General features: G+C 73.2%; 26 protein-coding genes and 1 pseudogene. 17 read left to right on the plus strand and 10 right to left on the minus strand.

Going from position 1 to position 24,077, the window contains the following annotated elements; genetic code table 11:
* Positions 1-10 precede the first annotated feature (10 nt).
* From AC2YHB_RS12425 to AC2YHB_RS12455, 7 genes and pseudogenes are all read right to left on the minus strand, one after another.
* Positions 11-358 (minus strand): TfoX/Sxy family protein, encoded by a 348-nt coding sequence (locus AC2YHB_RS12425; protein WP_036544869.1) that lies wholly within the window; start codon positions 356-358, stop codon positions 11-13.
* A 47-nt stretch (positions 359-405) separates the two neighbouring features.
* A complete protein-coding gene (locus tag AC2YHB_RS12430; RefSeq protein WP_179651774.1) occupies positions 406-972 on the minus strand; it encodes a TIGR03086 family metal-binding protein in 567 nt (188 codons plus the stop codon).
* On the minus strand, positions 969-1,478 hold the full coding sequence (locus AC2YHB_RS12435; RefSeq protein ID WP_257026978.1) for an SRPBCC family protein: 510 nt from the start codon (positions 1,476-1,478) through the stop codon (positions 969-971). Before AC2YHB_RS12435 ends, AC2YHB_RS12430 begins: the two co-directional genes overlap by 4 nt.
* On the minus strand, positions 1,475-1,858 hold the full coding sequence (locus AC2YHB_RS12440) for an ArsR/SmtB family transcription factor (RefSeq protein ID WP_179651773.1): 384 nt from the start codon (positions 1,856-1,858) through the stop codon (positions 1,475-1,477). The genes AC2YHB_RS12435 and AC2YHB_RS12440 overlap by 4 nt, the downstream gene beginning before the upstream one ends.
* Positions 1,859-1,913: 55 nt before the next feature.
* Positions 1,914-2,624 (minus strand): NUDIX hydrolase, encoded by a 711-nt coding sequence (locus tag AC2YHB_RS12445; protein WP_036544873.1) that lies wholly within the window; start codon positions 2,622-2,624, stop codon positions 1,914-1,916.
* On the minus strand, positions 2,621-3,208 hold the full coding sequence (locus AC2YHB_RS12450; RefSeq protein WP_179652635.1) for an isochorismatase family protein: 588 nt from the start codon (positions 3,206-3,208) through the stop codon (positions 2,621-2,623). The genes AC2YHB_RS12445 and AC2YHB_RS12450 overlap by 4 nt, the downstream gene beginning before the upstream one ends.
* Before the next feature lie 15 nt (positions 3,209-3,223).
* A pseudogene (locus tag AC2YHB_RS12455) lies at positions 3,224-4,507 on the minus strand (nicotinate phosphoribosyltransferase); the annotation flags it as partial.
* 60 nt (positions 4,508-4,567) lie between these two features.
* Here AC2YHB_RS12455 and AC2YHB_RS12460 point away from each other — a divergent pair.
* Positions 4,568-6,055, plus strand: coding sequence for an N-6 DNA methylase (locus AC2YHB_RS12460; RefSeq protein ID WP_179651772.1), 1,488 nt, complete (start codon positions 4,568-4,570; stop codon positions 6,053-6,055).
* Positions 6,056-6,103: 48 nt separating this feature from the next.
* Here AC2YHB_RS12460 and AC2YHB_RS12465 read toward each other — a convergent pair whose 3' ends face one another.
* Complete coding sequence (locus AC2YHB_RS12465; protein ID WP_179651771.1) at positions 6,104-6,862, minus strand: IclR family transcriptional regulator; 759 nt, start codon at positions 6,860-6,862, stop codon at positions 6,104-6,106.
* 88 nt (positions 6,863-6,950) lie between these two features.
* On the opposite strand from AC2YHB_RS12465, the gene hutH reads away from it, so the two are divergent.
* The 16 genes from hutH (at position 6,951) to AC2YHB_RS12545 (ending at position 22,434) form a co-directional block, all read left to right on the plus strand.
* The gene (gene hutH / locus AC2YHB_RS12470) at positions 6,951-8,495 is read left to right on the plus strand and encodes a histidine ammonia-lyase (RefSeq protein ID WP_036544879.1); all 1,545 of its coding nucleotides are present in this window, start codon (positions 6,951-6,953) and stop codon (positions 8,493-8,495) included.
* On the plus strand, positions 8,492-10,195 hold the full coding sequence (gene hutU, locus AC2YHB_RS12475; RefSeq protein ID WP_179651770.1) for a urocanate hydratase: 1,704 nt from the start codon (positions 8,492-8,494) through the stop codon (positions 10,193-10,195). The genes hutH and hutU overlap by 4 nt, the downstream gene beginning before the upstream one ends.
* Positions 10,196-10,280: 85 nt before the next feature.
* A complete protein-coding gene (locus AC2YHB_RS12480) occupies positions 10,281-11,501 on the plus strand; it encodes an allantoate amidohydrolase (protein ID WP_308645700.1) in 1,221 nt (406 codons plus the stop codon).
* Complete coding sequence (locus AC2YHB_RS12485; protein WP_179651769.1) at positions 11,498-12,808, plus strand: formimidoylglutamate deiminase; 1,311 nt, start codon at positions 11,498-11,500, stop codon at positions 12,806-12,808. Before AC2YHB_RS12480 ends, AC2YHB_RS12485 begins: the two co-directional genes overlap by 4 nt.
* Positions 12,805-13,965: an imidazolonepropionase gene (gene hutI / locus AC2YHB_RS12490; RefSeq protein ID WP_179651767.1), complete on the plus strand. Its 1,161-nt coding sequence runs from the start codon at positions 12,805-12,807 to the stop codon at positions 13,963-13,965. The genes AC2YHB_RS12485 and hutI overlap by 4 nt, the downstream gene beginning before the upstream one ends.
* A 22-nt stretch (positions 13,966-13,987) precedes the next feature.
* Positions 13,988-14,551: a DM13 domain-containing protein gene (locus AC2YHB_RS12495; protein ID WP_179651765.1), complete on the plus strand. Its 564-nt coding sequence runs from the start codon at positions 13,988-13,990 to the stop codon at positions 14,549-14,551.
* Positions 14,552-14,593: 42 nt separating this feature from the next.
* Positions 14,594-15,556 (plus strand): DUF389 domain-containing protein, encoded by a 963-nt coding sequence (locus tag AC2YHB_RS12500; protein WP_179651763.1) that lies wholly within the window; start codon positions 14,594-14,596, stop codon positions 15,554-15,556.
* Positions 15,557-15,692: 136 nt separating this feature from the next.
* Positions 15,693-16,256: a DinB family protein gene (locus tag AC2YHB_RS12505; RefSeq protein WP_179651761.1), complete on the plus strand. Its 564-nt coding sequence runs from the start codon at positions 15,693-15,695 to the stop codon at positions 16,254-16,256.
* Positions 16,257-16,266: 10 nt separating this feature from the next.
* Positions 16,267-16,461, plus strand: a complete 195-nt coding sequence (locus AC2YHB_RS12510) for a DUF3046 domain-containing protein (protein WP_036544890.1) — start codon at positions 16,267-16,269, stop codon at positions 16,459-16,461.
* Positions 16,458-17,732 (plus strand): MFS transporter, encoded by a 1,275-nt coding sequence (locus AC2YHB_RS12515; protein WP_179651759.1) that lies wholly within the window; start codon positions 16,458-16,460, stop codon positions 17,730-17,732. The genes AC2YHB_RS12510 and AC2YHB_RS12515 overlap by 4 nt, the downstream gene beginning before the upstream one ends.
* A gap of 190 nt (positions 17,733-17,922) precedes the next feature.
* Positions 17,923-18,975 carry a recombinase RecA gene (gene recA / locus AC2YHB_RS12520; RefSeq protein ID WP_036544894.1) on the plus strand — a complete coding sequence of 351 codons (1,053 nt, stop codon included), beginning with the start codon at positions 17,923-17,925 and terminating at the stop codon, positions 18,973-18,975.
* A 285-nt stretch (positions 18,976-19,260) separates the two neighbouring features.
* Complete coding sequence (locus tag AC2YHB_RS12525) at positions 19,261-19,782, plus strand: regulatory protein RecX (protein WP_179651757.1); 522 nt, start codon at positions 19,261-19,263, stop codon at positions 19,780-19,782.
* Positions 19,783-19,827: 45 nt separating this feature from the next.
* On the plus strand, positions 19,828-20,340 hold the full coding sequence (locus AC2YHB_RS12530; RefSeq protein WP_179651755.1) for a phosphoribosyltransferase: 513 nt from the start codon (positions 19,828-19,830) through the stop codon (positions 20,338-20,340).
* Between the two features lie 20 nt (positions 20,341-20,360).
* A complete protein-coding gene (locus AC2YHB_RS12535; RefSeq protein WP_179651753.1) occupies positions 20,361-21,221 on the plus strand; it encodes a polyphosphate kinase 2 family protein in 861 nt (286 codons plus the stop codon).
* On the plus strand, positions 21,218-22,018 hold the full coding sequence (locus AC2YHB_RS12540; protein WP_308645699.1) for a HipA family kinase: 801 nt from the start codon (positions 21,218-21,220) through the stop codon (positions 22,016-22,018). The genes AC2YHB_RS12535 and AC2YHB_RS12540 overlap by 4 nt, the downstream gene beginning before the upstream one ends.
* Entirely contained in the window at positions 22,015-22,434 is a 420-nt protein-coding gene (locus tag AC2YHB_RS12545) for a DUF3037 domain-containing protein (protein ID WP_179651751.1), read from the plus strand. Before AC2YHB_RS12540 ends, AC2YHB_RS12545 begins: the two co-directional genes overlap by 4 nt.
* An 84-nt stretch (positions 22,435-22,518) precedes the next feature.
* Here the strand turns inward: AC2YHB_RS12545 and AC2YHB_RS12550 are convergent, their stop codons facing one another.
* Both AC2YHB_RS12550 and AC2YHB_RS12555 read right to left on the minus strand, forming a co-directional pair.
* On the minus strand, positions 22,519-23,262 hold the full coding sequence (locus AC2YHB_RS12550) for a sirohydrochlorin chelatase (RefSeq protein WP_036544903.1): 744 nt from the start codon (positions 23,260-23,262) through the stop codon (positions 22,519-22,521).
* Between the two features lie 58 nt (positions 23,263-23,320).
* Positions 23,321-24,067 (minus strand): phosphoadenylyl-sulfate reductase, encoded by a 747-nt coding sequence (locus AC2YHB_RS12555; RefSeq protein WP_179651749.1) that lies wholly within the window; start codon positions 24,065-24,067, stop codon positions 23,321-23,323.
* Positions 24,068-24,077: the final 10 nt, after the last annotated feature.

Below are 24,077 nucleotides of genomic sequence, written 5' to 3' on the forward strand. Positions count from 1 at the left end.
CGGCGGCGGCTCACTTCGCGGGGAGGCCGGCGGCGTACGACGCGCCGCGCCGCACCCAGGTGGCCAGGGTGGCGTCGTCGGCGACGTCGTCGTGGTCGACGCGGAGCCAGCCGCTCATCGACCGGCCGCGCATCTCCATCGGGTGGGCCGCGGTCGTCGCGACGAGCTCGTCGCCCTCGGCGGGGTCGACCCGGACCAGGATCCCGCCCTGGCCGCTGGCGGCGACCGCCATGTTGCCGCCGACGAGGAAGGCGAGCCCGCCGAACATCTTCTTCTCGGTCAGCTCGTGGCCGTCGACCGCGGGCTCCTGGTCGAGGAGGTCGCGCAGCCGGCCGGCCAGCCCTTCGTCGTACGCCATGCGAGCAGGCTAGGCCCGGCCACCGACATCGTTCGACCGGATATCGCTCAGGGCGTCCAGCCCGGGTCGCGGCCGATGAAGCCGATCAGCCGGTCCTGCCAGCTGGCGTCGTCCGGGACCGGCACGCGGGCGCCGTACTGGCCGCTCTGGCGCAGCATCTCGTCGAGCGGCTCCATGCCGCGGACCATCACCTCGCAGCGCTCCGCGTCGAGGGTGTCGTCCTGGCCCGTGGCGCGGGCGAGGTCCCAGGTGTGCATGAAGACGTCGCCGGTGTAGAACTCGCCGATCGCGCGGGGCAGCGGCATCTGCGGCAGCCGCGGGTGGGCGAAGGTGACGTCGGCGTTGGCGGGGTCGTCGAGCACCGCCTGGACCGCCGCGGCGTGGTGCTCCCACGCGGCCACCGGGTCGGCGTCGACGTCGGGTCCCGGCGCCAGCTTGATGTCGGAGCCGTCCGCGAGGAAGGCCGGGAACCACTCGACCAGGTGGCGTACGACGTCGCGGGCCCGCCACTGCGCGACCGGGGTCGGCGCGTCCCAGTCGCCCACCCCGCGCACCTTCTCGCCGAAGGTGCCCGCGATGCTGCGGTGCTCCTCCGCCGCGCCCTCCGGGATCACTGCTCCGCTCCGGTCAGCCGCGCGAGCAGGGCGTCGAGGGCGTCGTACCCCTCGTTGACGCCGACCTCCATGCCGCTGGCCAGCATGCCGGCGCGCGACTCGAAGTCGTAGACCACCGAGAGCGCCTCGAGGCGGGTTCGGCCGCCGGGGAGCTCGTGGAAGAACAGCGTGTCGAGGCTGACCGCGTCGGGCATCTCCTCGAAGCCGAAGGTCTGCACGATCTTCTCGTTCGGGTCGACCCGGTGCACCGACCCGTAGAAGTGGGCGATCTCCTCGCCGTCGCGGGTGGCGGTGTAGCGGTACTCGCCGCCGGTGCGGATGTCCCAGACGTCGATGTCCATGCCGATCGAGTGCGGGCCCAGCCACTGCTTCACGAGCTCGGGCTCGACGTGCGCGCGGTAGACGAGCTCGCGCGGGGCGTCGAACTCGCGCACGATCCGGACGGTCGGGACGTCGGGGTCGGCCTCGATGGTGGTGCCGGGGGAGGGGGTGGTCATGGTGCTCATCCTGCTGCTCCTCGCTGCTGCTCGCCGGTGCTCTGGCTGATGTCGGAGTCCTTGCCCTGCATCCGGGCGAGGACCTGGTCGAGGCGCTGGTAGCGCTCCTCGGCCTGCTGCTGGTACCGCTCGATCCACTTCGTCATGAGGTCGAACACCTCCGCATCCAGGTGCACCGGCCGCCGCTGCGCGTCACGACTGCGCCGCACCAGGCCGGCCTCCTCGAGCACCTTGAGGTGCTTGGAGACGGCCTGGAGGGACACGTCGTACGGCGCCGCGAGCTCGCTCACGGTCGCGTCACCGGCGGCCAGGCGGGCCACCATGTCACGCCGGGTCGGGTCGGCGAGGGCGCCGAAGACCCGCGACAGCTGGTCGTCTTGTTCAACCATGCGGTTGAGTAAACGCCGGCTGTCGTGCTTTGTCAACCGTTGGGTTGAGGAAGGTTCAGCCCCGTGCCATCGGAGGCTGGACGACGGTCGCCGGCCCGCGCCGGTAGAGCAGCGCCGGACGGCCGCCGGCCTCGGTCGCCTCGCCGCGGGCGTCGGTCGGGACGACGAAGCCCTCCGTGCCGAGGACCTTGCGGCGGAAGTTGCCCAGGTCCGGGGGAGTGCCCCAGACGGCGGCGTACACACGGCGCAGCTCGGGGAGCGTGAAGGGCTCGGCGACGAACTCGGTGGCCAGCGTCGTGTACTCCAGCTTGGCGCGCACCCGCTCGCGGGCGTCGACGAGGATCTGGCGGTGATCGAACGCGAGGGTCGGGCCGTCCTCGCCCTCCAGGAGGTCGTCGACCACCCACCAGCGGGCGTCGGCTGCGTCGGTGCCGGCCTGCGGCTCGGGCAGGTCGGGCGCGAGCGCCACGTGGGCCACCGAGACGACCCGCATCCGCGGGTCGCGGTCCGGCGCGGAGTAGGTGCGCAGCTGCTCGAGGTGGCCGGGGAAGCGGTCGACCCCGGTCTCCTCGCGCAGCTCGCGCCACGCGGCCTGCTCGGCGTCCTCGTCCGGCTCGACGAAGCCGCCGGGCAGGGCCCACGAGCCCGCGAACGGCTCCTCGCCACGCTCGACCAGCAACACGGCCAGGGAGCCGTCGCGGATGGTGAAGATCGCGAGGTCCACCGCCACTGCGAAGGGCGGGTGCTCCGTCGACGTCTTGCTCATCGCTGCACCTCCACGCCCGCCGTGGCCAGCTCGTCGAGGGCGGCCGCCGACGACTCGGGCGCGACGCCGGCGTGCAGCCCGGCGAGCAGCCGGACCCCGAAGCCGGCCTCGCGGGCGTCGAGCGCGGTGGCCCGCACGCAGTAGTCGGTCGCGATGCCGGTGACGTCGACCTCGGTCACCCCGGCCGCCTTCAGCACGTCGAGGAGCCGCTCGCCGGCGTCGGTGACCCCCTCGAAGGCGGAGTACGCCGGCACGCCCATCCCCTTCACGACGTGGTGCGTCACGGCGCCGGTCTCGAGCTCGGGTGCGTACTCCGAGCCGGCCTCGCCCTGCACGCAGTGCACGGGCCAGGTGGTCACGTAGTTCGGGTCCTCGCCGGGCTCGTGGAAGTGCCCGCCGTTGCTGTCGCCCGCGTGGTGCCAGTCGCGCGACGCGGCGATGACCGCGTAGTCGGCGGCGTGTCCCGCGAGGTGCTCGCTGATCCGGCCGGCGACCTCGCGGCCGCCGGCGACGCCGAGCGAGCCGCCCTCGACGAAGTCGTTCTGCACGTCCACGACGATCAGTGCGCGCTTGGTGTCGGTCATGGCGCTGTCCTCTCTCAGGGTGGTGGTCAGGTACGGCGGCCCGGCGGCGACGCCCCGTGCGTCGGCCGGGAGGCTGGTGAGGGTGCTGGCGGCGAAGGCGCGGACCTCGTCGAGGGTCGGGCGGTGCACCACCTCGCCGCCGCGGACGAGCGGCACCTGCACGGGTCGCGCATCCGGACCCGGGGTGGGGGAGTCCTGGCCGGTGAACCACTCGGCGCGGAGGATCCCGCCGGCGTCGTACTCGCGGTAGGGGTGCTTGCGGCCCCCGACCGACGCCTTGTCCTTCGACTTCTTCGCGACCGGGCGCATCGGCTCGCCGTCGCCGTCGGCGATGGCGACCAGCTTGTAGACCATGCTCGCGGTGGGGTGGCCCGAGCCGGTGGCGACGCGGGTGCCGACGCCGTAGCCGTCGATGGGTGCGTCGGCGAGGGCGGCGATGACGAACTCGTCGAGGTCGCTGGTCACCACGATCCGGGTCGACGTCGCGCCCAGGGAGTCGAGCAGGACGCGGGCCTTGTGCGACTCCTCGGCGAGGTCGCCCGAGTCGAGGCGGACGGCGCCGAGCGCCGGCCCGGCCACCTCGACCGCGGTGCGGATGCCCTGGGCGATGTCGTAGGTGTCCACGAGCAGGGTGGTACCCGCGCCGAGTGCCTCCACCTGGCTGCGGAAGGCGTCGGCCTCGGTGTCATGCGCGAGGGTGAACGCGTGCGCTGCGGTGCCGGCGGTGGGGACGCCGTGCCGTCGGCCGGCGGCGAGGTTGCTGGTCGAGCCGAAGCCCGCGAGGTACGCCGCCCGTGCGGTGGCGACCGCCGCCTCCTCGTGGGTACGACGGCTGCCCATCTCGATGATCGGGCGGCCCTTCGCGGCGTCGACCATGCGGGCGGCCGCGCTGGCGATCGCAGTGTCGTGGTTGAGGATGCTGAGCACGATCGTCTCGAGCAGCAGGCACTCGCCGAGCGTGCCGGTGACGGCGAGGACCGGGCTCCCGGGGAAGTAGAGGTCGCCCTCGCGGTAGCCGTCGACGTCGCCGCGGAAGCGGAAGTCGCGCAGCCAGGCGGCGGTCTGCTCGCTGACCACGCCCTCCTCCTGCAGCCACCGGACGTCGTCGTCGTCGAAGGTGAACGCCTCGATCGCGTCGAGCAGGCGGCCGAGCCCGCCGAGCATCCCGTAGCGCCGACCGTCGGGCAGGCGGCGGGCGAAGGCCTCGAACACGGCCGGCCGGTCGACACTCCCGTCGCGGACGAACGAGTCCAGCATGGTGAGCTCGTAGCGGTCGGTGAGTAGTCCGGTGCGTTCCATCGCTGCTCCTCGATGTTGTAGTCAAAGTGACTATAACAGGTGTGCCCTACCTTTGCGATCATGCAGGGCGGGGACCAGTCGGCGCGCGCCGACCCGCGCGAGCGCACGGCCGCCGCGGCCCGTGCCCACGAGCAGGGCCTCGCCGTGCAGCGGGAGGAGCGACGCCGCCGCGGCGCCTTCTACACCCCGCCGGAGCTGGTGGAGTGGGTGCTCGACCGCGCGCTCGCCGGCCTGCCCGCGGGCGCGCCCGTGCTCGACCCGGCCTGCGGCGCCGGGCACTTCCTCGTCGCCGCCGCCCGTCGCGTGGGCGTCGCGGCGGTCCACGGCTCGGATCTCGACGCCGAGGCCGTGGCGATCGCGCGCGAGCGGCTCGCGGCGGAGGATCCCTCGGTCCCGCCGGAGCAGATCGCGGCGCAGGTGGTCGTCGCCGACGGCCTCGAGGCCTGGGCCGGCCGGAGGTTCGCCGCGGTCGTGGGCAACCCGCCGTTCCTCGGCCAGCTCCGTCGTCGTACCGCCCGACAGTCGGAGGGCAGCCGTCGGGGCCTGGGTGCCTACACCGACACCAGTGCGGTGTTCCTGCACCGCTGCCTCGACCTCGTCGGCGACGACGGTGTGGTCGCGCTCGTGCAGCCGCTGTCGGTCCTCGCCGCGCGCGACGCCGGGCCCGTGCGCGCCGCTGTCGCCGAGCGCGGCGCGATCACCGACTTCTGGTGCTCGCCGCGGCCGGTCTTCGACGGCACCCCCGTGCTCACCTGCGTCCCGGTCGTGCGGGTCGGCGCGGGACCGGCCACCGACCCCGACGACTGGGGCGCCCTCGCCGCTCCGTCCTTCGGGATCCCCGACGCGCACCTCCCTGCCGGGTCGGGTGTCGTCGGCGACCTGGCGACCTGCACCGCCGACTTCCGCGACCAGTACTACGGACTCGTGCCCTTCGTCCACGACGACCCGGCGGGCACGCCCCTGGTCACCAGCGGGCTGATCGACCCCGCCGAGCTGCGCTGGGGGAGCGCCCCGACCCGCTTCGCCCGCCAGCCGTACGACGTCCCGTCGGTCGACCTCGCCGCGCTGCGCGCCGACGGCCGGCTCGCCGGCTGGGCCGACGCCCGCCTCGTGCCCAAGCTCCTGGTGGCCGCCCAGGGCCGGGTGGTCGAAGCGGTCGTCGACGAGGCCGGCGCCTGGCTGCCGTCGGTGCCGGTGCTGAGCGTCGTACCGCACGACCCGGCCGACCTGTGGCGCCTGCTCGCCGTCACCCTCGCGCCGCCGGTCGTCGCGCACGCCGCGGCCCGCTATCTCGGCACCGGCCTGACGCCCGGCTCGGTGAAGGTGAGCGCACGCCAGCTGGCCGCGCTGCCGCTGCCGGTCGACGGCACGGCTTGGGAGGAGGGCGCCGGGCTCGCGCAACGGGCCCAACGGGCTGCGGGTGCCGACCGGCCGGAGCTCCTTCTCGAGACGGCCCGCGTCATGACGGCGGCGTACCGGGGCTCCCGCGAGGTCCTCGCCTGGTGGTCGCACCGTGGGTTGGCCACGCAACTACCGGAATCGTCGTGATCCAGCCTCGTTGACGACGAGTTCGGTAGTTGCGTGGCCGACCAGTCGCTACCGCCCGTGGAGGCGCCGGCCGAGCGCGGCCGCGGTGTCCACGACGGCCGCGGCCAGCCGGTCGCGATCGACCCGCTGGCCGTCGTCCACGGGATAGGTGATGGCGACGCCCGCGACGGGCAGGCCGTTGTGGTCGAGGACCGCGGCGGCGACGCTGGCCATCCCCGGCGTGATCTCGCCGTCCTCGACGGCGTGCCCGCGCCGTCGCGTCTCGGACAGGACCGCCCGGAGGGCGGTGGGGGACCCGGGCCCGACGCCGGTGCGGTCGACGAAGGCCTCGCGGTCGGGGTAGAGCGCGCGCACCTGGTTGGGCGGCAGCTGGGCGAGGATCGCCCGTCCGCTGGCGGTCAGGTGCGAGGGGAGGCGGACGCCGACGTCGGTGACGAGCGGCGGCCGGCCGGGAGCACGCTCCTCGACGACGTACAGGACGTCGCGTCCGTGCGGCACCGCGAGGTGGGCGCTGTGCCCGGTCCGGTCCACGAGCGCGGCCAGCGGCCGCCGGGCGATCCGCTGCAGCGGCGCCTGCCGGGTGTAGCCGCTGCCGACCTCGAAGGCCGCGACGCCCAGCCCGAAGCGGCGGTCGTCGGCGAGGTGCACGACGAATCCCTCCTCGGCCATGGCCTGCAGGAGGTGGTACGTCGTCGAGCGGGGGATCGCGAGGTCGCGGGCGATCCGCTCCACGGAGACCGGCTCCGGCTGGGCGGCGAGGTAGCGCAGCACGCGCAGCGTGCGCGTCGCGGCCGGCACCTGAGCCATCGTCGACCCCTCCGATATGTCTCGTATCCGAGACCCATCATGGCGCGAGGCTCTGGCGCGCGCCAGCCCCGAACGGTGGAATCGAGCCATGGAAATGGTGACGGTCGGGACCGGAGCGGTCTCGTTCGAGGATGTGGTGGCAGTCGCCCGGGGCGGTGCCGGCGTGGTGCTCAGCGACGAGGCGCTGGCGGCGATCGACAAGGCCCGCGCGGTCATCGAGGACCTGGCGGCGTCGGCGACGCCGCACTACGGCGTCTCGACCGGGTTCGGCGCGCTGGCGACCCGCCACATCGCCCCCGAGCTGCGCGCCCAGCTGCAGCGCTCGCTGGTCCGCTCGCACGCCGCCGGCAGCGGCCCCGAGGTGGAGCGCGAGGTCGTACGTGGCCTGATGCTGCTGCGGCTCTCGACCCTCGCGACCGGCCGCACCGGCGTACGACGGGAGACCGCCGAGCTGCTCGCCGCGCTGCTCACCCACGGGATCACGCCGGTCGTCCACGAGTACGGCTCGCTCGGGTGCTCGGGCGACCTGGCGCCCCTCGCGCACTGTGCGCTCGCCCTCATGGGCGAGGGCCCGGTCCGCACCGCCGACGGCGAGCTCACCGACGCCGCCACGGCGCTCGCCGCCGCCGGCCTCGCGCCGGTCGAGCTCCACGAGAAGGAGGGCCTCGCCCTCATCAACGGCACCGACGGCATGCTCGGCATGCTGGTGCTCGCGATCCACGACCTGACCGACCTGCTCAAGGTCGCCGACATCTCGGCCGCCATGTCGGTCGAGGGCCAGCTCGGCACCGACCGGGTCTTCGCCCCCGAGCTGCAGGCCATCCGCCCGCACCCCGGCCAGGCGCTCTCCGCGGCCAACCTGACCGCGCTGCTGCGCGACTCCGGCGTCGTCGCGTCGCACCGCGGCCCCGACTGCAACCGGGTCCAGGACGCCTACTCGCTGCGCTGCTCGCCACAGGTCCACGGCGGCGTGCGCGACACCGTCGCCCACGCGGCTTCGGTGGCCGCGCGCGAGCTCGCCTCCGCCGTCGACAACCCGGTCGTCCTCGCGGACGAGGGCCGGGTGGAGTCCAACGGCAACTTCCACGGTGCGCCGGTGGCCTACGTGCTCGACTTCCTCGCGATCGTCACCGCCGACCTCGCGTCGATCGCCGAGCGTCGTACCGACCGCTTCCTCGACAAGGCCCGCAACCACGGCCTGCCGCCGTTCCTCGCCGACGACCCGGGTGTGGACTCGGGCCTGATGATCGCGCAGTACACCCAGGCCGCGATCGTCTCCGAGCTCAAGCGCCTCGCCAACCCGGCCTCGGTCGACTCCATCCCGAGCAGCGCGATGCAGGAGGACCACGTCTCGATGGGCTGGTCGTCCGCCCGCAAGCTGCGACGCGCGGTCGACGGCCTGTCCCGCGTCCTCGCCATCGAGCTGATGACCGCCGCGCGGGCGCTCAACCTGCGCGCGCCGCTCGAGCCCAGCCCCGCCACCGGCGCCGTCGTGGCGCTGCTGCGCGACCACGGCGTCGGAGGCCCCGGCACCGACCGCTTCCTCGCCCCCGAGATCGACACCGCCCACCAACTCGTCGTCGACCGGTCCGTCACCACGGCCGTCGCGAACGTGATCGGAGAACTCGCATGACCACCTCGTCCAGCCAGACCAACCCCCGCCTGCCCATCCACGCCGCCACCGGCACCGAGCTGACCGCGAAGTCGTGGCAGACCGAGGCCCCGCTGCGGATGCTGATGAACAACCTCGACCCCGAGAACGCCGAGCGTCCCGAGGACCTCGTCGTGTACGGCGGCACGGGCAAGGCCGCCCGCAGCTGGGAGGCCTACGACGCCCTCGTGCGCACCCTGCGCGACCTCGAGGACGACGAGACGATGCTGGTCCAGAGCGGCAAGCCGGTCGGCGTGTGGAAGACCAACAAGTGGGCCCCGCGCGTCCTCATCGCCAACTCCAACCTGGTCGGCGACTGGGCGAACTGGGAGGAGTTCCGGCGCCTGGAGGAGATGGGCCTGACGATGTACGGCCAGATGACGGCCGGCTCGTGGATCTACATCGGCACCCAGGGCATCCTGCAGGGCACCTTCGAGACCTTCGCCGCCGTCGCGGACAAGCGCTTCGGCGGCACCCTCGCGGGCACCATCACGCTCACCGCCGGCCTCGGCGGCATGGGCGGCGCCCAGCCGCTCGCCGTCACCATGAACGACGGCGTCGCGATCTGCGTCGACGTCGACCAGAGCCGGATCACCCGCCGCATCGAGCACCGCTACCTCGACGTCCAGGCCGACTCGCTGGAGCACGCCCTCGAGCTGGCCGTCCAGGCGCGCGACGAGCGCCGCGGCCTGTCGATCGGCCTGCTCGGCAACGCCGCGGAGATCTTCCCGAGGCTGCTTGAGATGAAGGCGCCGATCGACATCGTGACCGACCAGACGTCGGCCCACGACCCGCTGTCCTACCTGCCCGTGGGCGTGCCCTTCGAGGAGTGGCACCAGCGCGCGGAGGCCGACCCGGCCGGCTTCACCAAGGAGGCCCAGGCCTCCATGGCCGCGCACGTGCGGGCGATGGTGGAGTTCCAGGACGCTGGCGCCGAGGTCTTCGACTACGGCAACTCGATCCGCGACGAGGCCCGCAAGGGTGGCTACGACCGCGCGTTCGAGTTCCCGGGCTTCGTGCCGGCGTACATCCGGCCGTTGTTCTGCGAGGGCAAGGGCCCCTTCCGCTGGGCCGCGCTGTCCGGCGACCCGGCCGACATCGCCGCGACCGACAAGGCGATCCTCGAGCTCTTCCCGGACAACGAGCGGCTCCACAAGTGGATCGGCATGGCGCAGGAGCGGGTCCACTACCAGGGCCTGCCGGCGCGGATCTGCTGGCTCGGCTACAAGGAGCGCCACCTGGCCGGCCTGAAGTTCAACGAGATGGTCAGGAGGGGCGAGCTCAAGGCCCCGATCGTGATCGGCCGCGACCACCTCGACTGCGGCTCGGTCGCCTCGCCCTACCGCGAGACCGAGGCCATGCTCGACGGGTCCGACGCGATCGCTGACTGGCCGCTGCTCAACGCCATGACCGCGGTCGCCTCGGGCGCCACCTGGGTCTCGCTCCACCACGGCGGCGGCGTCGGCATGGGTCGCTCGATCCACTCCGGCCAGGTGTGCGTCGCCGACGGCACCGAGCTCGCGGCTGCGAAGATCGAGGCCGTGCTGACCAACGACCCGGGCATGGGCGTCATCCGCCACGTCGACGCCGGCTACGACCGCGCCGTCGAGGTCGCCGCCGAGCGGGGCGTGCGGATCCCCATGTCCGAGGCCACTCGGACCGAGCCTGCGAGGGCCGAGTGAGTGCCGAGGAGGTTGAGGAGCGTCGGCTTCGTCCGAGCCTGCGAGGACGGAGCGAGGCGTCTCGAAACCCGGAGGATGAGGCATCGTGACGGATCTGCCTGACTTCGAGCAGATGTGGCGCGACCTCGCGCCCATCGGCCGCTCGGCGTCCTCCGGCGGCTACTTCCGCCAGCCGTGGCTCTCCGCCGAGCTCGAGCTCCGCGCCTGGTTCCGCGAGGCGGCCGAGGCGCGCGGGCTCGAGGTCGAGGAGGACCCGTTCGGCAACCTCGTCGCCTGGTGGGGGCCTGCCGGGCCCTCCGTCCTCACCGGCTCGCACCTCGACTCCGTCCTCGACGGCGGTGCGTACGACGGCCCGCTCGGTGTCGTCTCGTCGTTCGCCGCGCTCGACCTGATGCGCGAGCGTGGCGTCCAGCCGAGCCGGCGGCTCGGCGTCGCCGCCTTCGTGGAGGAGGAGGGCTCCCGCTTCGGCCGGGCCTGCCTCGGCTCGCGGCTCGCCGTGGGCGCGACGACGTGGGCCGACGCGGCGGAGCTGACCGACCGTGACGGCGTCCGCCTCGGCGACGTCATCGAGGGTGGCACGTCCACCCTGCTCGACGGGGTCGCCACCTACGTCGAGCTCCACGTCGAGCAGGGTCGCGGGCTGATCGAGCTCGACGCGCCGGTCGGCGTGCACAGCGCGATCTGGCCGCACGGCCGCTACCGCTACGACATCGCCGGCCGGGCCGACCACGCGGGCACGACCCGCATGGAGGACCGGGTCGACCCGATGCTGACCTACGCGATGACCGCGCTGGCCGCCAACAAGCAGGCGCGGGTCCAGGGCCAGCGGGCCACCTTCGGCCGGATCGACGTGCGGCCCAACGGCACCAACGCGGTGCCCTCGCACGTGACCGCCTGGCTCGACGCGCGGGCCGAGTCCGACGCGGCGCTCGCCTCCCTCGTCACGGCGGTCGAGAAGCAGGCCGTCGAGCGCGCCGAGCGCGACGGCACCACCGTCACCGTCACGGCCGAGTCCGTGAGCGGGGAGGTCGCCTTCGACGCGGCCCTGCGCGACTCGCTCGTCGCGCGGCTGGGCGGCGTCCCGGTCCTGCCGACCCAGGCCGGTCACGACGCCGGCATCCTGCAGGACGCCGGCATCCCCACCGCCATGCTGTTCGTCCGCAATCCCTCGGGGGTCTCCCACTCGCCGTACGAGACCGCGGAGACCGCCGACTGCCTCGCCGGCGTCGAGGCGCTGGCCGACGCGCTGAGCGGCCTGGTGGTGGGTGAGGTGACGGGTGAGGTGGCCGGGGAGGTGGCGGGGTGACCGCCTACCTGCTCGAGCACGCGTGGGTCGACGGCCGGGTCCAGGACACCGTCCGCGTGGAGGTCGAGCACGGCCGGATCACCTCGGTGGTCGCCGACGCGAGCGCGACCGGCGTACCCCTGCGCGGCCTGACCCTGCCCGGCCTCGCCAACACGCACAGCCACGCCTTCCACCGCGCGCTGCGCGGCCGGACCCAGACCGACCGCGGGACCTTCTGGACCTGGCGGGAGCAGATGTACGCCGTCGCCGGCCGGCTCGACCCGGACACCTACTACGCGCTGGCCCGCGCGACCTACGCCGAGATGGTGGCCGCCGGCTACACCTCGGTGGGGGAGTTCCACTACCTGCACCACCAGCCCGACGGGACGCCGTACGACGATCCGAACGCCATGGGCAACGCGCTCCTCGCCGCGGCCCGTGACGCCGGGATCCGGATCACCCTGCTCGACACCCTCTACCTGTCCAGCGGCTTCGGCGCCGCCCCGGAGGGCGTGCAGCGGCGCTTCTCCGACGGCACCGCCGAGGCGTGGCAGGAGCGGGTCGCGGAGCTCGAGCCGCTGACCGGCGCCGCGGCGGCGATCGGCGTGGCCGCGCACTCGGTGCGGGCGGTCCCGGCCGAGGCGCTGAAGGCGTTCGCGTCGTACGTCGAGGGCGGCGTGCCCGTCCACGTGCACCTCTCCGAGCAGGTCAAGGAGAACGCCGACTGCGTCGCCGCGCACGGCGTCACGCCGACCCGGCTGCTGGCCGACCACGGCTTCCTCGGCCCGATGACCAGCGCGGTCCACGCCACCCACCTGACCGACGAGGACGTCCGGCTGCTCGGCGAGGCGCGCGCGTTCGCCTCCTTCTGCCCGACGACCGAGCGCGACCTCGGCGACGGCATCGGCCCCGCGCGGCAGCTGCAGGCCGCCGGGTCGGTGCTGACGCTCGGCTCCGACAGCCACGCGGTGATCGACGCCTTCGAGGAGATGCGCGGCCTGGAGATGGACGAGCGGCTCGCCTCGCAGGCCCGCGGCCACTGGAGCGCCGCCGAGCTGCTCGCCGCCGGCAGCGCCGACGGGCACCGCAGCCTCGGGTTCGACGACGCCGGCGCGATCGCGGTCGGCCAGCGCGCCGACCTGGTCACGATCGACCTGTCCTCACCGCGCACCGCCGGCACCGGCGGCGACGCGCACACCGCCGTCTTCGCCGCGGGCGCCGCCGACGTCACCCACGTCGTCGCCGACGGCCGGGTGGTCTTCGACGGTGACCACACCGCCGTCGGCCGCGCACTCGCCGACGCCATCGGAAAGGTCTGGGCACCATGAGCCTGCTCGTCACCAATATCGGTGAGCTGGTCACCAACGACCCCGCGGCTGCTGGATCGGACGACCTGCTCGGCCTCCGCTCCGACGCCGCCGTGGTGGTCGAGGACGGACTCGTCTCGTGGGTCGGAGCTGCCGCCGACGCGCCGGCAGCCGACGAGGTCGTCGACGCCGCCGGCCGGGCGGTGATCCCCGGCTTCGTCGACAGCCACAGCCACCTGGTCTTCGCCGGCGACCGTGCGCAGGAGTTCCGCGCCCGCATGGCGGGGGAGTCGTACGCCGCCGGCGGCATCCGCACCACCGTGGCCGCCACCCGTGCCGCGACCGATGACGAGCTCGCCGCCGGGGTCGCCCGCCACGTCGACGAGATGCGCCGCCAGGGCACGACCACGGTCGAGATCAAGTCCGGCTACGGCCTCTCGGTCGATGACGAGGCCCGCTCGCTGCGGGTCGCCCGCGGGTTCACCGACGAGACCACCTTCCTCGGCGCGCACGTCGTGCCCCCCGAGTACGCCGACGACCCGGCCGGCTACGTCGCGCTGGTCACCGGCCCGATGCTGGCCGCCGCGGCGCCGTACGCACGCTGGATCGACGTGTTCTGCGAGCGGGGCGCCTTCGACGCCGACCAGGCCCGCACCATCCTCGCCGCCGGCGAGGCCGCCGGGCTGAGGGGCCGGCTGCACGCCAACCAGCTCGGCCCCGGCCCGGGCGTCGCGCTCGCCGCGGAGCTCGGCCTGACCGCCGTCGACCACTGCACCTACCTCTCCGACGACGACGTGCACGCACTGCGCGATGCCGGGACCGTGGCGACCCTGCTGCCGGGGGTGGAGTTCAGCACGCGGCAGCCCTACCCGTCGGGACGGCGGCTGGTCGACGCCGGCGTGACCGTCGCGCTCGCCAGCGACTGCAACCCGGGCTCCTGCTACACGAGCTCGCTGCCGTTCTGCATCGCGCTGGCCGTGCGGGAGATGGGGATGACGCCGGCCGAGGCCGTGTGGTCGGCCACCGCGGGCGGTGCGGCCGCGCTCGGCCGCACCGACGTCGGCTCGCTCGTCGTCGGCAGCCGTGCGGACCTGGTCCTGCTGGACGCGCCGTCCCACGTGCACCTGGCCTACCGGCCCGGCGTACCGCTGGTCGCGCGGACACTGGTTTCGGCCTGAGCCTTCGCGGCACGATGGCCGCATGAGCCGAAAGCGTGGGATCTGGCTGGCCGTCGGTGGGGTGCTCCTCGTGGTCGCGGTGGTGGGGGCGTTCGTCTTCCAGCCCTGGCTGCTGTTCATCGACGACAAGGTGGACGAGGGCGACGACGCCAGCGAGGTGGTCGGCACGGCGCAGGGCGGGCTCACCGACACGACGGTTCCCGAGGCGAGCGGCGAGCAGAAGACGCGCGTCGTGCTGGCGTCGGCCGAGTTCATCGACGCCGAGCACGGCACCTCCGGCACGGCCACCATCTTCCGGCGCAGCGACGGCTCGCGGTTCCTGCGGCTGCAGGACCTGGACACCTCCAACGGCCCCGACCTGCACGTGTGGATCACCGACCGCCGCAGCGGCGGCGACTGCGAGGGCTGCTTCGGCTCGTGGGGGATCTACGACGACGGCGACTACGTCAGGCTGGGTGCGCTGAAGGGCAACCAGGGCAACCAGAGCTACGAGATCCCGGACGGCGCCGACCTCGCCGGGATGAAGTCGGTGGTCATCTGGTGCGACAAGTTCAACGTCGCGTTCGGCACGGCCGACATCACCTGAGCCTCACCTGATCGCGGCTGCGGCTGGGCCACACTGGGCGCCGTGCAGCACCTTCGCATCACCTCGCCCCACGACCTGACCCCCGCGGTCCTCGACCTGCTGCGCCAGGACCCCGCGGTCACGGCGCTGTCGTACGTCCCGGACGCGGTCCTCGTCCCCGAGGGCGACCTCGTCGAGGCGGACCTGCCCCGCGAGGCCGTCAACGAGGTCGTCGACGCGCTGCGCGAGATCGGCGTGCAGCACGAGGGCGCGATCCACGTCATCCCCGTCGCGACCTGGATCTCGCGGGCAGCGCTCGAGGCCGAGAAGCAGGCGCCCGGCTCGTCGGCGGACGCCGTCGTGTGGGCCGAGGTCACCCAGCGCTCGTTCGACGAGTCCGAGCTGAACTGGACCTTCCTCACCTTCATGACGCTCGCCACGATGATCGCGAGCATCGCGATCGTGCTGGACTCGCAGATCCTCGTGATCGGCGCGATGGTGCTCGGCCCGGAGTTCCTGCCCGTCGCGGCCCTCGGCCTCGCGCTGGTACGACGCCGCCCGGCCCTGCTGCGCCACGCTGCCGTGACCCTCGTCGTCGGCTTCGCGGTCGCGATCGCGATGGCCACCCTCGCGGCGCTCGCCGCCCGCGGCCTCGGCTGGGTCACCGAGGACCAGGTCACCGCACCGCGTCCGGGCACCGCGTTCATCTACACCCCGGACAAGTGGTCCTTCATCGTGGCCGTCATCGCGGCCGCTGCCGGCGCGCTGTCCCTCACCTCGGCCAAGGTCGGCGGCCTGTCGGGCGTCTTCATCTCCGTCACCACGATCCCGGCCGCCGGCAATGTCGCCCTCGGCCTGGCCTTCGGCGTCCCCGACGAAATCTGGGGGAGCCTGCTGCAGCTGCTCGTCAACATCTCCGGCATGGCCGTCGCCGGCTGGGCCGCGCTCGCCTTCCAGCAGGCCGTGTGGTCCCGCATGTCCGCCCGCCGGGCCCACCTCGTCGCCCGCTTCCGCCGCGAGGTGTGAGGGTTTCTCCGCCGAGGTGCGTGGGTTTCTCCGCCGAGGTGCGTGGGTTTCTCCGCCGAGGTGTGATGGCGGCGGATCGACGGCGGATGGCGGGATCTCCCTCGTCCGCCCGGCCCGGGGCCGGGAGAATGGCGCCATGAGCACCGAGCAGGCCGCCGCGATCGAGCCCGACACCAAGGACTGGACCTGGGTCCTCGAGGAGTCCTGCCCCGACTGCGGCTTCGACGCCGCAGCCGTGAACCGTACGACGCTGGGCCGCGCCGTCCGCGACAACGCCGCCTTCTGGGCCGAGGTCCTCGGCGACCCGCGCTCCGGGACCCGGCCCGAGCCCTCGGTGTGGTCGCCGACCGAGTACGGCTGCCACGTGCGCGACGTCAACCGCGTCTTCGCCGGTCGGCTCGAGCAGATGCTCACGCAGGACGACCCGCTCTTCGCGAACTGGGACCAGGACGAGACCGCCGTCGCCGACAGGTACGACGAGCAGCGGGCCGCGGACGTCGTACCGGACCTCGTGGCGGCGGCCGAGCTGGCGGCCGGCTGGTACGACCGGGTCGGCGACGACGACTGGGACCGGCCGGGCCGACGAAGCAACGGCAGCGTGTTCACCGTCGACACCCTCGGCCGCTACCACCTGCACGACCTCGTGCACCACCGCTGGGACGTGCGGTGGGTGCAGGCCGGCCAGGACGCGCGGCACTAGGGTTGGGTTGGTGAGGCACACCGAGTTCTGGACGCGCATGGACCACCACCTGGGTGCGGCGTACGCGCGGGTCTGGGCCTCGCAGTTCGTGATGTCGGCGCTCGACGGACGCACGGCGCAGGAGGCGCTCGACGGCGGCGTGCCGCCGAAGCAGGTCTGGCGCGCGGTCTGCGACGCCCTGCAGCTTCCTGCGAGTGAGCGGTGACGTCCGGTGACAGCCAGGCGCAGCGTCGTACCGTCCGGGTCCTCGTCCTGACCCAGGCCGTGGGTGCCGTCGGCATCACCATCGGCATCGCCACCGCCTCGCTGCTGGCCCGCGACCTCTCCGGCTCGGAGACGCTGTCCGGGCTCGCCCAGACCGCGCAGGTGCTGGGCGCCGCCGTGATCTCGTTCCTGCTCGCGCCGCTGATGGCGCGCCGTGGGCGCCGGGCCGGCCTGGTGACGGGCTACCTCGTCGGTGCCGGGGGAGGCCTGCTCGCCGTCGTCTCGGGCGTCGTCGGCTCCATGCCGCTCCTGCTCGCGGGCGCGGTGATGCTGGGCGCCGGCACGGCCGCCAACAGCGCCGCCCGGTACGCCGCCACCGACCTCGCCACGGACGCGACCCGCGCGCGCTCGCTCTCGCTCGTGGTCTGGGCGACCACCATCGGCGCCGTCGCGGGCCCGAACCTGACCGGCCCGGCCGGGAGGTTCGCGGACGCCGTCGACATCCCGGAGCTGACCGGGCCGTTCGCCCTCGGCGCGCTCGGGATGCTGCTCGCCGCCCTCGTGGTCGCCGTCCTGCTCCGTCCCGACCCGCTCCTGCTCGCGCAGGAGCTGGCGGCCGCCGACGAGCGGGCCGGGCTGCGGCCGGCGATCGCCACGACCGGTACGTCGTCGTGGTCCCGGGCCCTCGGCGCCGTCCGGGAGCGACCGGTGCTCGGGTACGCCATCAGCGGGCTCGCGCTGACCCACGCCACGATGATCGGCGTCATGGTGATGACGCCGCTGCACATGGAGCACGGCGGCTCGGGCCTGGAGGTCATCGGTGTCGTCATCAGCGTCCACGTCCTCGGCATGTTCGCCTTCTCGCCGGTCGTCGGGATGCTCGCCGACCGGTTCGGCCGCCCGCCGGTGCTGGGCGCCGGGGGAGCGACCCTCCTGGTGGCCCTGCTGCTGTGCGCGTCGGCACCCGCCGGGATGTCGTGGCAGGTGACCGCGGGGCTGTTCCTGCTCGGGCTGGGCTGGTCGCTGTCGATGGTGTCCGCCTCGACGATGGTGGCCGAGCACGCGCCGCTGGACGCCCGCACGGACGTGCAGGGCGCCTCCGACCTGGTGATGGGCCTGACCGCCGCCGTCGCCGGAGCGCTCGCCGGCATCATCGTCGGTGCGGCCGACTACCCGGCGCTCGCGCTCGCCAGCCTGCTGCTCGTCGCGGGGGTCCTCGGCGCGGCGCTGCGTGCCGGCCAGCAGGTGGCGACGACACGCCGTACCGCCTAGCGCGACTTCGAACACGTGTTCGGCTAACGTCTGTCCTACGACGGCACGGAGACATCCACCAGCCGTCCACAGGTACGACGCCGGGACGAGTTGTCCACAACGACGGCACGACTGACCAGGTTGTGTCGGGAGCTCGCCCTAGCGTCGCCGACGTACCTGGCTCACACACGACACGAAGGACGGTAGGCACATGGCTGGAGACGACCGGCAGAAGGCGCTCGAGACGGCGCTGCTCAGCATCGAGAAGCAGTACGGCAAGGGCTCGGTCATGCGCCTCGGCGACGACTCGCGTGCGCCCCTGGACGTGATCCCCACCGGCTCCATCGCGCTCGACGTGGCGCTCGGCATCGGTGGCCTCCCGCGCGGTCGTGTCGTGGAGATCTACGGCCCGGAGTCCAGCGGTAAGACCACGGTCGCGCTGCACGCCGTGGCCAGCGCCCAGGCCGCCGGCGGCATCGTCGCCTTCATCGACGCCGAGCACGCGCTCGACCCCGACTACGCGAAGGCCCTGGGCGTCGACACCGACGCGCTGCTGGTCTCGCAGCCCGACTCGGGTGAGCAGGCGCTGGAGATCGCGGACATGCTGATCCGCTCCGGCGCCCTCGACCTGATCGTCATCGACTCCGTCGCCGCGCTCGTGCCCCGTGCCGAGATCGAGGGCGAGATGGGCGACAGCCACGTCGGCCTCCAGGCTCGCCTCATGTCGCAGGCCCTGCGGAAGATGACCGGTGCGCTCAACCAGTCCAAGACGACCGCGATCTTCATCAACCAGCTGCGCGAGAAGATCGGCGTCATGTTCGGCTCGCCCGAGACCACGACCGGTGGTCGCGCGCTGAAGTTCTACTCCTCGGTGCGCCTCGACGTGCGCCGCATCGAGACCCTCAAGGACGGCACCGACATGGTCGGCAACCGGACCCGGGTCAAGGTCGTCAAGAACAAGGTGGCCCCGCCGTTCAAGCAGGCCGAGTTCGACATCATGTACGGCAAGGGCATCTCCCGCGAGGGCGGTCTGATCGACGTGGGTGTCGAGGCGGGCCTGATCCGCAAGGCCGGCGCCTGGTACACCTACGAGGGCGACCAGCTCGGCCAGGGCAAGGAGAACGCCCGCGGCTTCCTCAAGGACAACCCCGACCTGGCCAACGAGCTGGAGAAGAAGATCCTCGAGAAGCTCGGCGTCACCCCGACCGTCGACGGCGACTTCAACGACCTCTCCGACGAGCCGATCGGCGTCGACTCCTTCTGAGTTCGATGGGCCGAGCGTGGCGCCCGATCGACAGCGTCCGGTCAGATGGAGCCCGCCACGCGAGTCCCTGAGGCGGTCCGGGCGCCGCAGGCGCCGAACGGGTGGGCCGCGCGGCGATGTCGGGGTGCCGTCGGCGTGTGCGGCACGCTCGCGTCACGCAGCACGGCAGGCGCCGACGGCGGGGTCCCCGCTCCGAGCCGCGCGGCCCAGCCCGGGAGGCGCCTGAGGCGCCCGGACGGACCCTGACGCACCAGGACCCCAGGACGAACCGACAGGAGACGCGAGATGAGGAAGGCAGAGGAGCCCCCGGTCGACCGGCCGGGGGAGGACGCCGACCCCGAGTCGGTCGCGCGCAAGATCCTGCTCGACCAGCTGAGCGTGCAGGCGCGCAGCCGCCACGAGCTGGAGGAGCGGCTCGCGCGCCGTGACGTCCCCGAGGAGGTCGCGACCCGGCTGCTCGACCGGTTCGAGGAGGTCGGGCTCGTCGACGACGAGGCGTTCGCCCGCTCCTGGGTCGACAGCCGCCAGCGCACCCGCGGGCTCGGCCGGACGGCCCTGGCGGTCGAGCTGCGGCGCAAGGGCATCGCCGACGAGACCGCGAAGGCGGTGCTCGCCGAGGTCGACCCCGGCGACGAGGAGGCAACGGCGCGGGTGCTGGTGCAGCGCAAGCTCCGCAGCATGCGCGGCGTCGACGGGCAGGTCGCCGCGCGGCGGCTGGTCGGGATGCTGGCGCGCAAGGGGTACTCCTCCGGTCTGGCCTACGCCGTGGTCCGCCAGGAGCTCGCGCTGCAGGACGACAGCGACTGACGGCTGGCTGCTGACGTTCGCGGACCGGTGGCGCAGAATGTGGCCGTGACCTCCGACGCCGCGCCCGCCCCCGAGCGGGAAGTCCTGACCTACGAGCTGTTCGGCACTGCCGTTCGCGACCTCGCCCAGCAGGTCGTCGACGACGGTTTCGAGCCCGACATCGTCCTCGCGATCGCCCGCGGTGGCCTCGGCCTCGCGATGGGCCTGGGCTACGCGCTGGACGTGAAGAACCTCTCCGCGGTCAACGTGGAGTTCTACACCGGCGTCAACGAGCGCCTCGACGTGCCGATGATGCTGCCGCCCACCCCGGCCGCCATCGACCTCACCGGCATGAAGGTGCTCATCGCCGACGACGTCGCGGACACGGGCAAGACGCTCGAGGTGGTCCGCGACTTCTTCGCCGACCACGTCGCCGAGGCGCGCACCGCGGTGATCTACGAGAAGCCGTGGACGGTCATCAACGCGGAGTACGTGTGGCGTCGTACCGGTGCCTGGATCGACTTCCCGTGGTCGTCGACGCCGCCGCTGGTCGACCGGCGGGGCGGCCTGGCCCACTGACCCCCCACTAGGGTTTCGTCATGGCCGCCTTCCCGCTCTCGGACCTCACCTCGCCCCTCCGCGTCGCGCCCGGACCGATCGACCTGTCGGCCGTCGAGACCGACGCCACGCCGGGCTTCGACGGCGACAAGGGCGACGGTGAGAAGGCGCTGCAGGAGCTGGCCCCCGTGCTGGAGGAGCTGCAGGAGCGGCTGTTCGCCGACGGCACGGCCGACGGCCGCCGCTCGATCCTGCTCGTGCTCCAGGGCATGGACACCTCCGGCAAGGGCGGGACGCTCCGCTCAACGGTCGGCCTGATGGACCCGCAGGGTGTGCGGATCACGTCGTTCAAGGCCCCGACCGAGGAGGAGCGGAAGCACGACTTCCTCTGGCGGATCACCAAGGCGCTGCCTCCCGAGGGACTCGTCGGCGTCTTCGACCGCTCGCACTACGAGGACGTGCTGATCGCGCGGGTGCGCGAGCTGGCCCCGCCCGACGAGATCCGCCGGCGCTACCAGGCGATCAACGACTGGGAGGCCGACCTGGTCGAGCAGGGCACGACCATCATCAAGTGCATGCTGCACATCTCGGCGGCCGAGCAGAAGGAGCGCCTGCTGGCGCGCCTCGACGACCCGACGAAGCACTGGAAGTACAACCCTGGTGACGTCGACGAGCGCGAGCTGTGGCCGGCGTACCAGGAGGCCTACGAGCTCGCCATCGAGCGGACCAACACCGACATCGCGCCGTGGCACGTGATCCCCGCCGACCGGAAGTGGTACCGCAACCTCGCCATCGGCACCCTGCTGCTCGACGCGCTGCGCGCCTTCGACCTGTCGTGGCCCGAGGCGGACTTCGACGTCGAGCACGAGAAGCAGCGCCTCCTCGACGAGAAGCCCCTGTGAGCACAGCGTCGACGACCGGCCTGCCCCAGGTCCGGGTCACCCGCTACGTCACGCCCCTGCGCGAGGGCGGCAGCCTGCCGGGCATCGTCGAGGCCGACGACCTCGGCACCTACGTCTGCAAGTTCCGCGGCGCCGGCCAGGGTCCACGTGTGCTCGTCGCCGAGGTCATCGTCGCGGGCTTGGCCCGCCTGCTCGACATCCCGACGCCCGACCAGGTGGTGCTCGACGTCGACCCCGACATCGCCCGCTACGAGGCCGACGAGGAGGTCCAGGACCTGCTCAACGCCAGTGCCGGGCTCAACCTCGGCATCGACTTCCTCCCGGGCTCCTTCGGCTACGACCCGTCCACCGAGCCCGACCCCGAGCTCGCGGGTCGTGTGCTCTGGCTCGACGCGTTCACGGCCAATGTCGACCGGAGCTGGCGCAACCCCAACCTGCTGGTGTGGCGCGGGACGCTCCAGGCCATCGACCACGGCGCGTCGCTCTACTTCCACCACTCGTGGTCGGGCGGCCCCGGCGACCCGGAGCGCTTCGCCCGCCAGCCCTATGACACGAGCGAGCACATCCTCCGTGGGTACGCCGAGGAGGCCCGCGCGCAGGACGCCGGCCTGGCCGCGCGGCTGACCGACACGGCGCTCGCCGCCGTGCTGGCCGACGTGAGCGACGACTGGCTGGAGCCGGTCCCGGGAGCCGAGACGCCCGACGCGCTCCGCGAGCGCTACGTGGCCTTCCTCGCCGCGCGTCGCGACGGCGGACGCCCGTGGCTTCCCGAGGTCAGGGCCGAGGCGGGCGCGTGACGTCGTACCAGCCCTACCAGTACGTCACGCTCCGCTGCGTCCCGCGCGTCGAGCGCGAGGAGTTCGTCAACGTGGGCGTCGTCGTGCACTGCCCGGACGCCGACTTCCTGGGCGTGCGCTCGTCGGTGGACGCGGACCGGATCCGCGCCCTCGACGCGGAGGTCGACATCGCGTCGATCGAGGCGGCCCTGGCCGCGATCGAGCGGGTGTGCAGCGGCGAGGCGCACACCGGCTTCGGCGTCGGCGTGCGCGCGACCGCCTACGGGAGCCGTGAGGCCCGCGACGACGCGAGCACGCGCTTCGGCTTCCTCAAGGCGCCGCGCAGCACGGTTCTGCAGCCGGGGCCGGTCCACGGTGGCGTCACCGCGGACCCGGCCCGGACGCTCGAGCACCTTCTGGAGATGCTGGTCCTGTGAGGGGTTGGACGACGAAACTCACGCTTGGACGACGAACCTTCGTCGTCCAAGCGTGAGTTTCACCGGCCGGCCGGTGAAACTCCCTCAGACCGGGACGAGCTCGACCGCACCCACCGCGTAGCGGGCGAGGATCGTGCGGGCGATCTCGGGGTGCGCGCCCAGCGGCTCGGACACCGCGACGGCGCCGGCCTCGAGCGCGAGCTCGGAGGCCCGGTCGACGAGGCTGCCGGGAGCCAGGAACAGCGAGGCGACGGCGATGTGCCGGCGGCCCTCGGCGCGGAAGGCGCGCACGGCCTCGCCGGTGGCCGGCGGGGCGCTGGTCGCGTACGCCGCCGTCACGGGCAGGCGGTGGTGGGTTCCCCAGAGCCGGGCGAGGCGGGCGACCGCCTGGTTGGCCAGCGGGTCGCTGGTGCCGGCCGCGGCCAGGACGAGGGCGTCGAGCTCACGGATCCGGGCGGCGCGCAGGGCCTCGCGCAGGCGCTCGTCGAGCACCTCGAGGAAGCGGGCCTCGAGGCCGAGCACCTCGGTCGCGCGGATCTGCAGGCCGGGGTGGCGCGTGGTCGCCTCGGCGATCATCTCGGGGACGTCGACCTTCGCGTGGAACGCCTCGACCAGCAGGAGCGGTACGACGACGATCTCGTCGAAGCCGGCCTTGACCAGCCGGTCCACGACCGTGTGGAAGCCCGGCTTGGAGAGGTCGAGGAAGGCCTTCTCGATGCGCAGGTCCGGTCGCAGCGCCTTCGTCGCGTCGACGAGCGCCGTGATCGTGGCGGCCGAACGCGGGTCGCGGCTGCCGTGGGCCAGGGCGATGAGTGCGGGAGCAGCCATCAGGAGTTACCCCTTTCGTCCCGGAGGGTGGGCCTGGTGCGGTCCGATGACGTCCTTGTCATGAGTGGATGCCGCACTCGGTCTTGTTGGTGCCGGCCCAGCGGCCGCTGCGCGGGTCCTCGCCGGGGGCGACCCGGCGGGTGCACGGCGCGCAGCCGATGGACGGGTAGCCGTCGTAGACGAGCGGGTTGACCAGCACGCCGTTCTCGGCGATATAGCGCTCGACCTGCTCGTCGCTCCAGCGGGCGATGGGGGAGACCTTGACCTTCTGCTTCTTGGCGTCCCAGCCGATCACCGGCGCGATCACCCGGTTGTGCGTCTCCGCCCGGCGCAGCCCGGTCGCCCACGCGTCGTACTTGGCGAGCGAGTCGGCCAGCGGCTTGACCTTGCGCAGGGCGCAGCACAGGTCGGGGTCGCGCTTGTAGAGCTCGGGGCCGTACTCGGCGTCCTGCTCGGCGACCGACTGCACCGGGGTGATCGAGATCAGGTTGACGTTCATCGTGGCCTGCACCGCGTCGCGGGTGCCGATGGTCTCGACGAAGTGGTAGCCGGTGTCGAGGAAGACGACGTCGACTCCGGGGACGACCTTCTCCGCGAGGTGCGCCAGCACGGCGTCACCCATCGAGGAGGTGATGCAGAAGCGCTCGCCGAACGTGGCGGCGGCCCACTCGATGATCACCTCGGCGGGTGCGAGCTCCAGCTCGGCGCCCCAGTGGGAGACCAGTTCGCGCAGCTCCTCGGCGGAGCGGCCCTCGGTGTGGGTGCCGCGGAAGCTCCGGGCGGCAGCGGTCGTGGGAGCAGTCATCAGGCACCTC

This window comes from Nocardioides sp. SRI_004 (assembly GCF_057586415.1).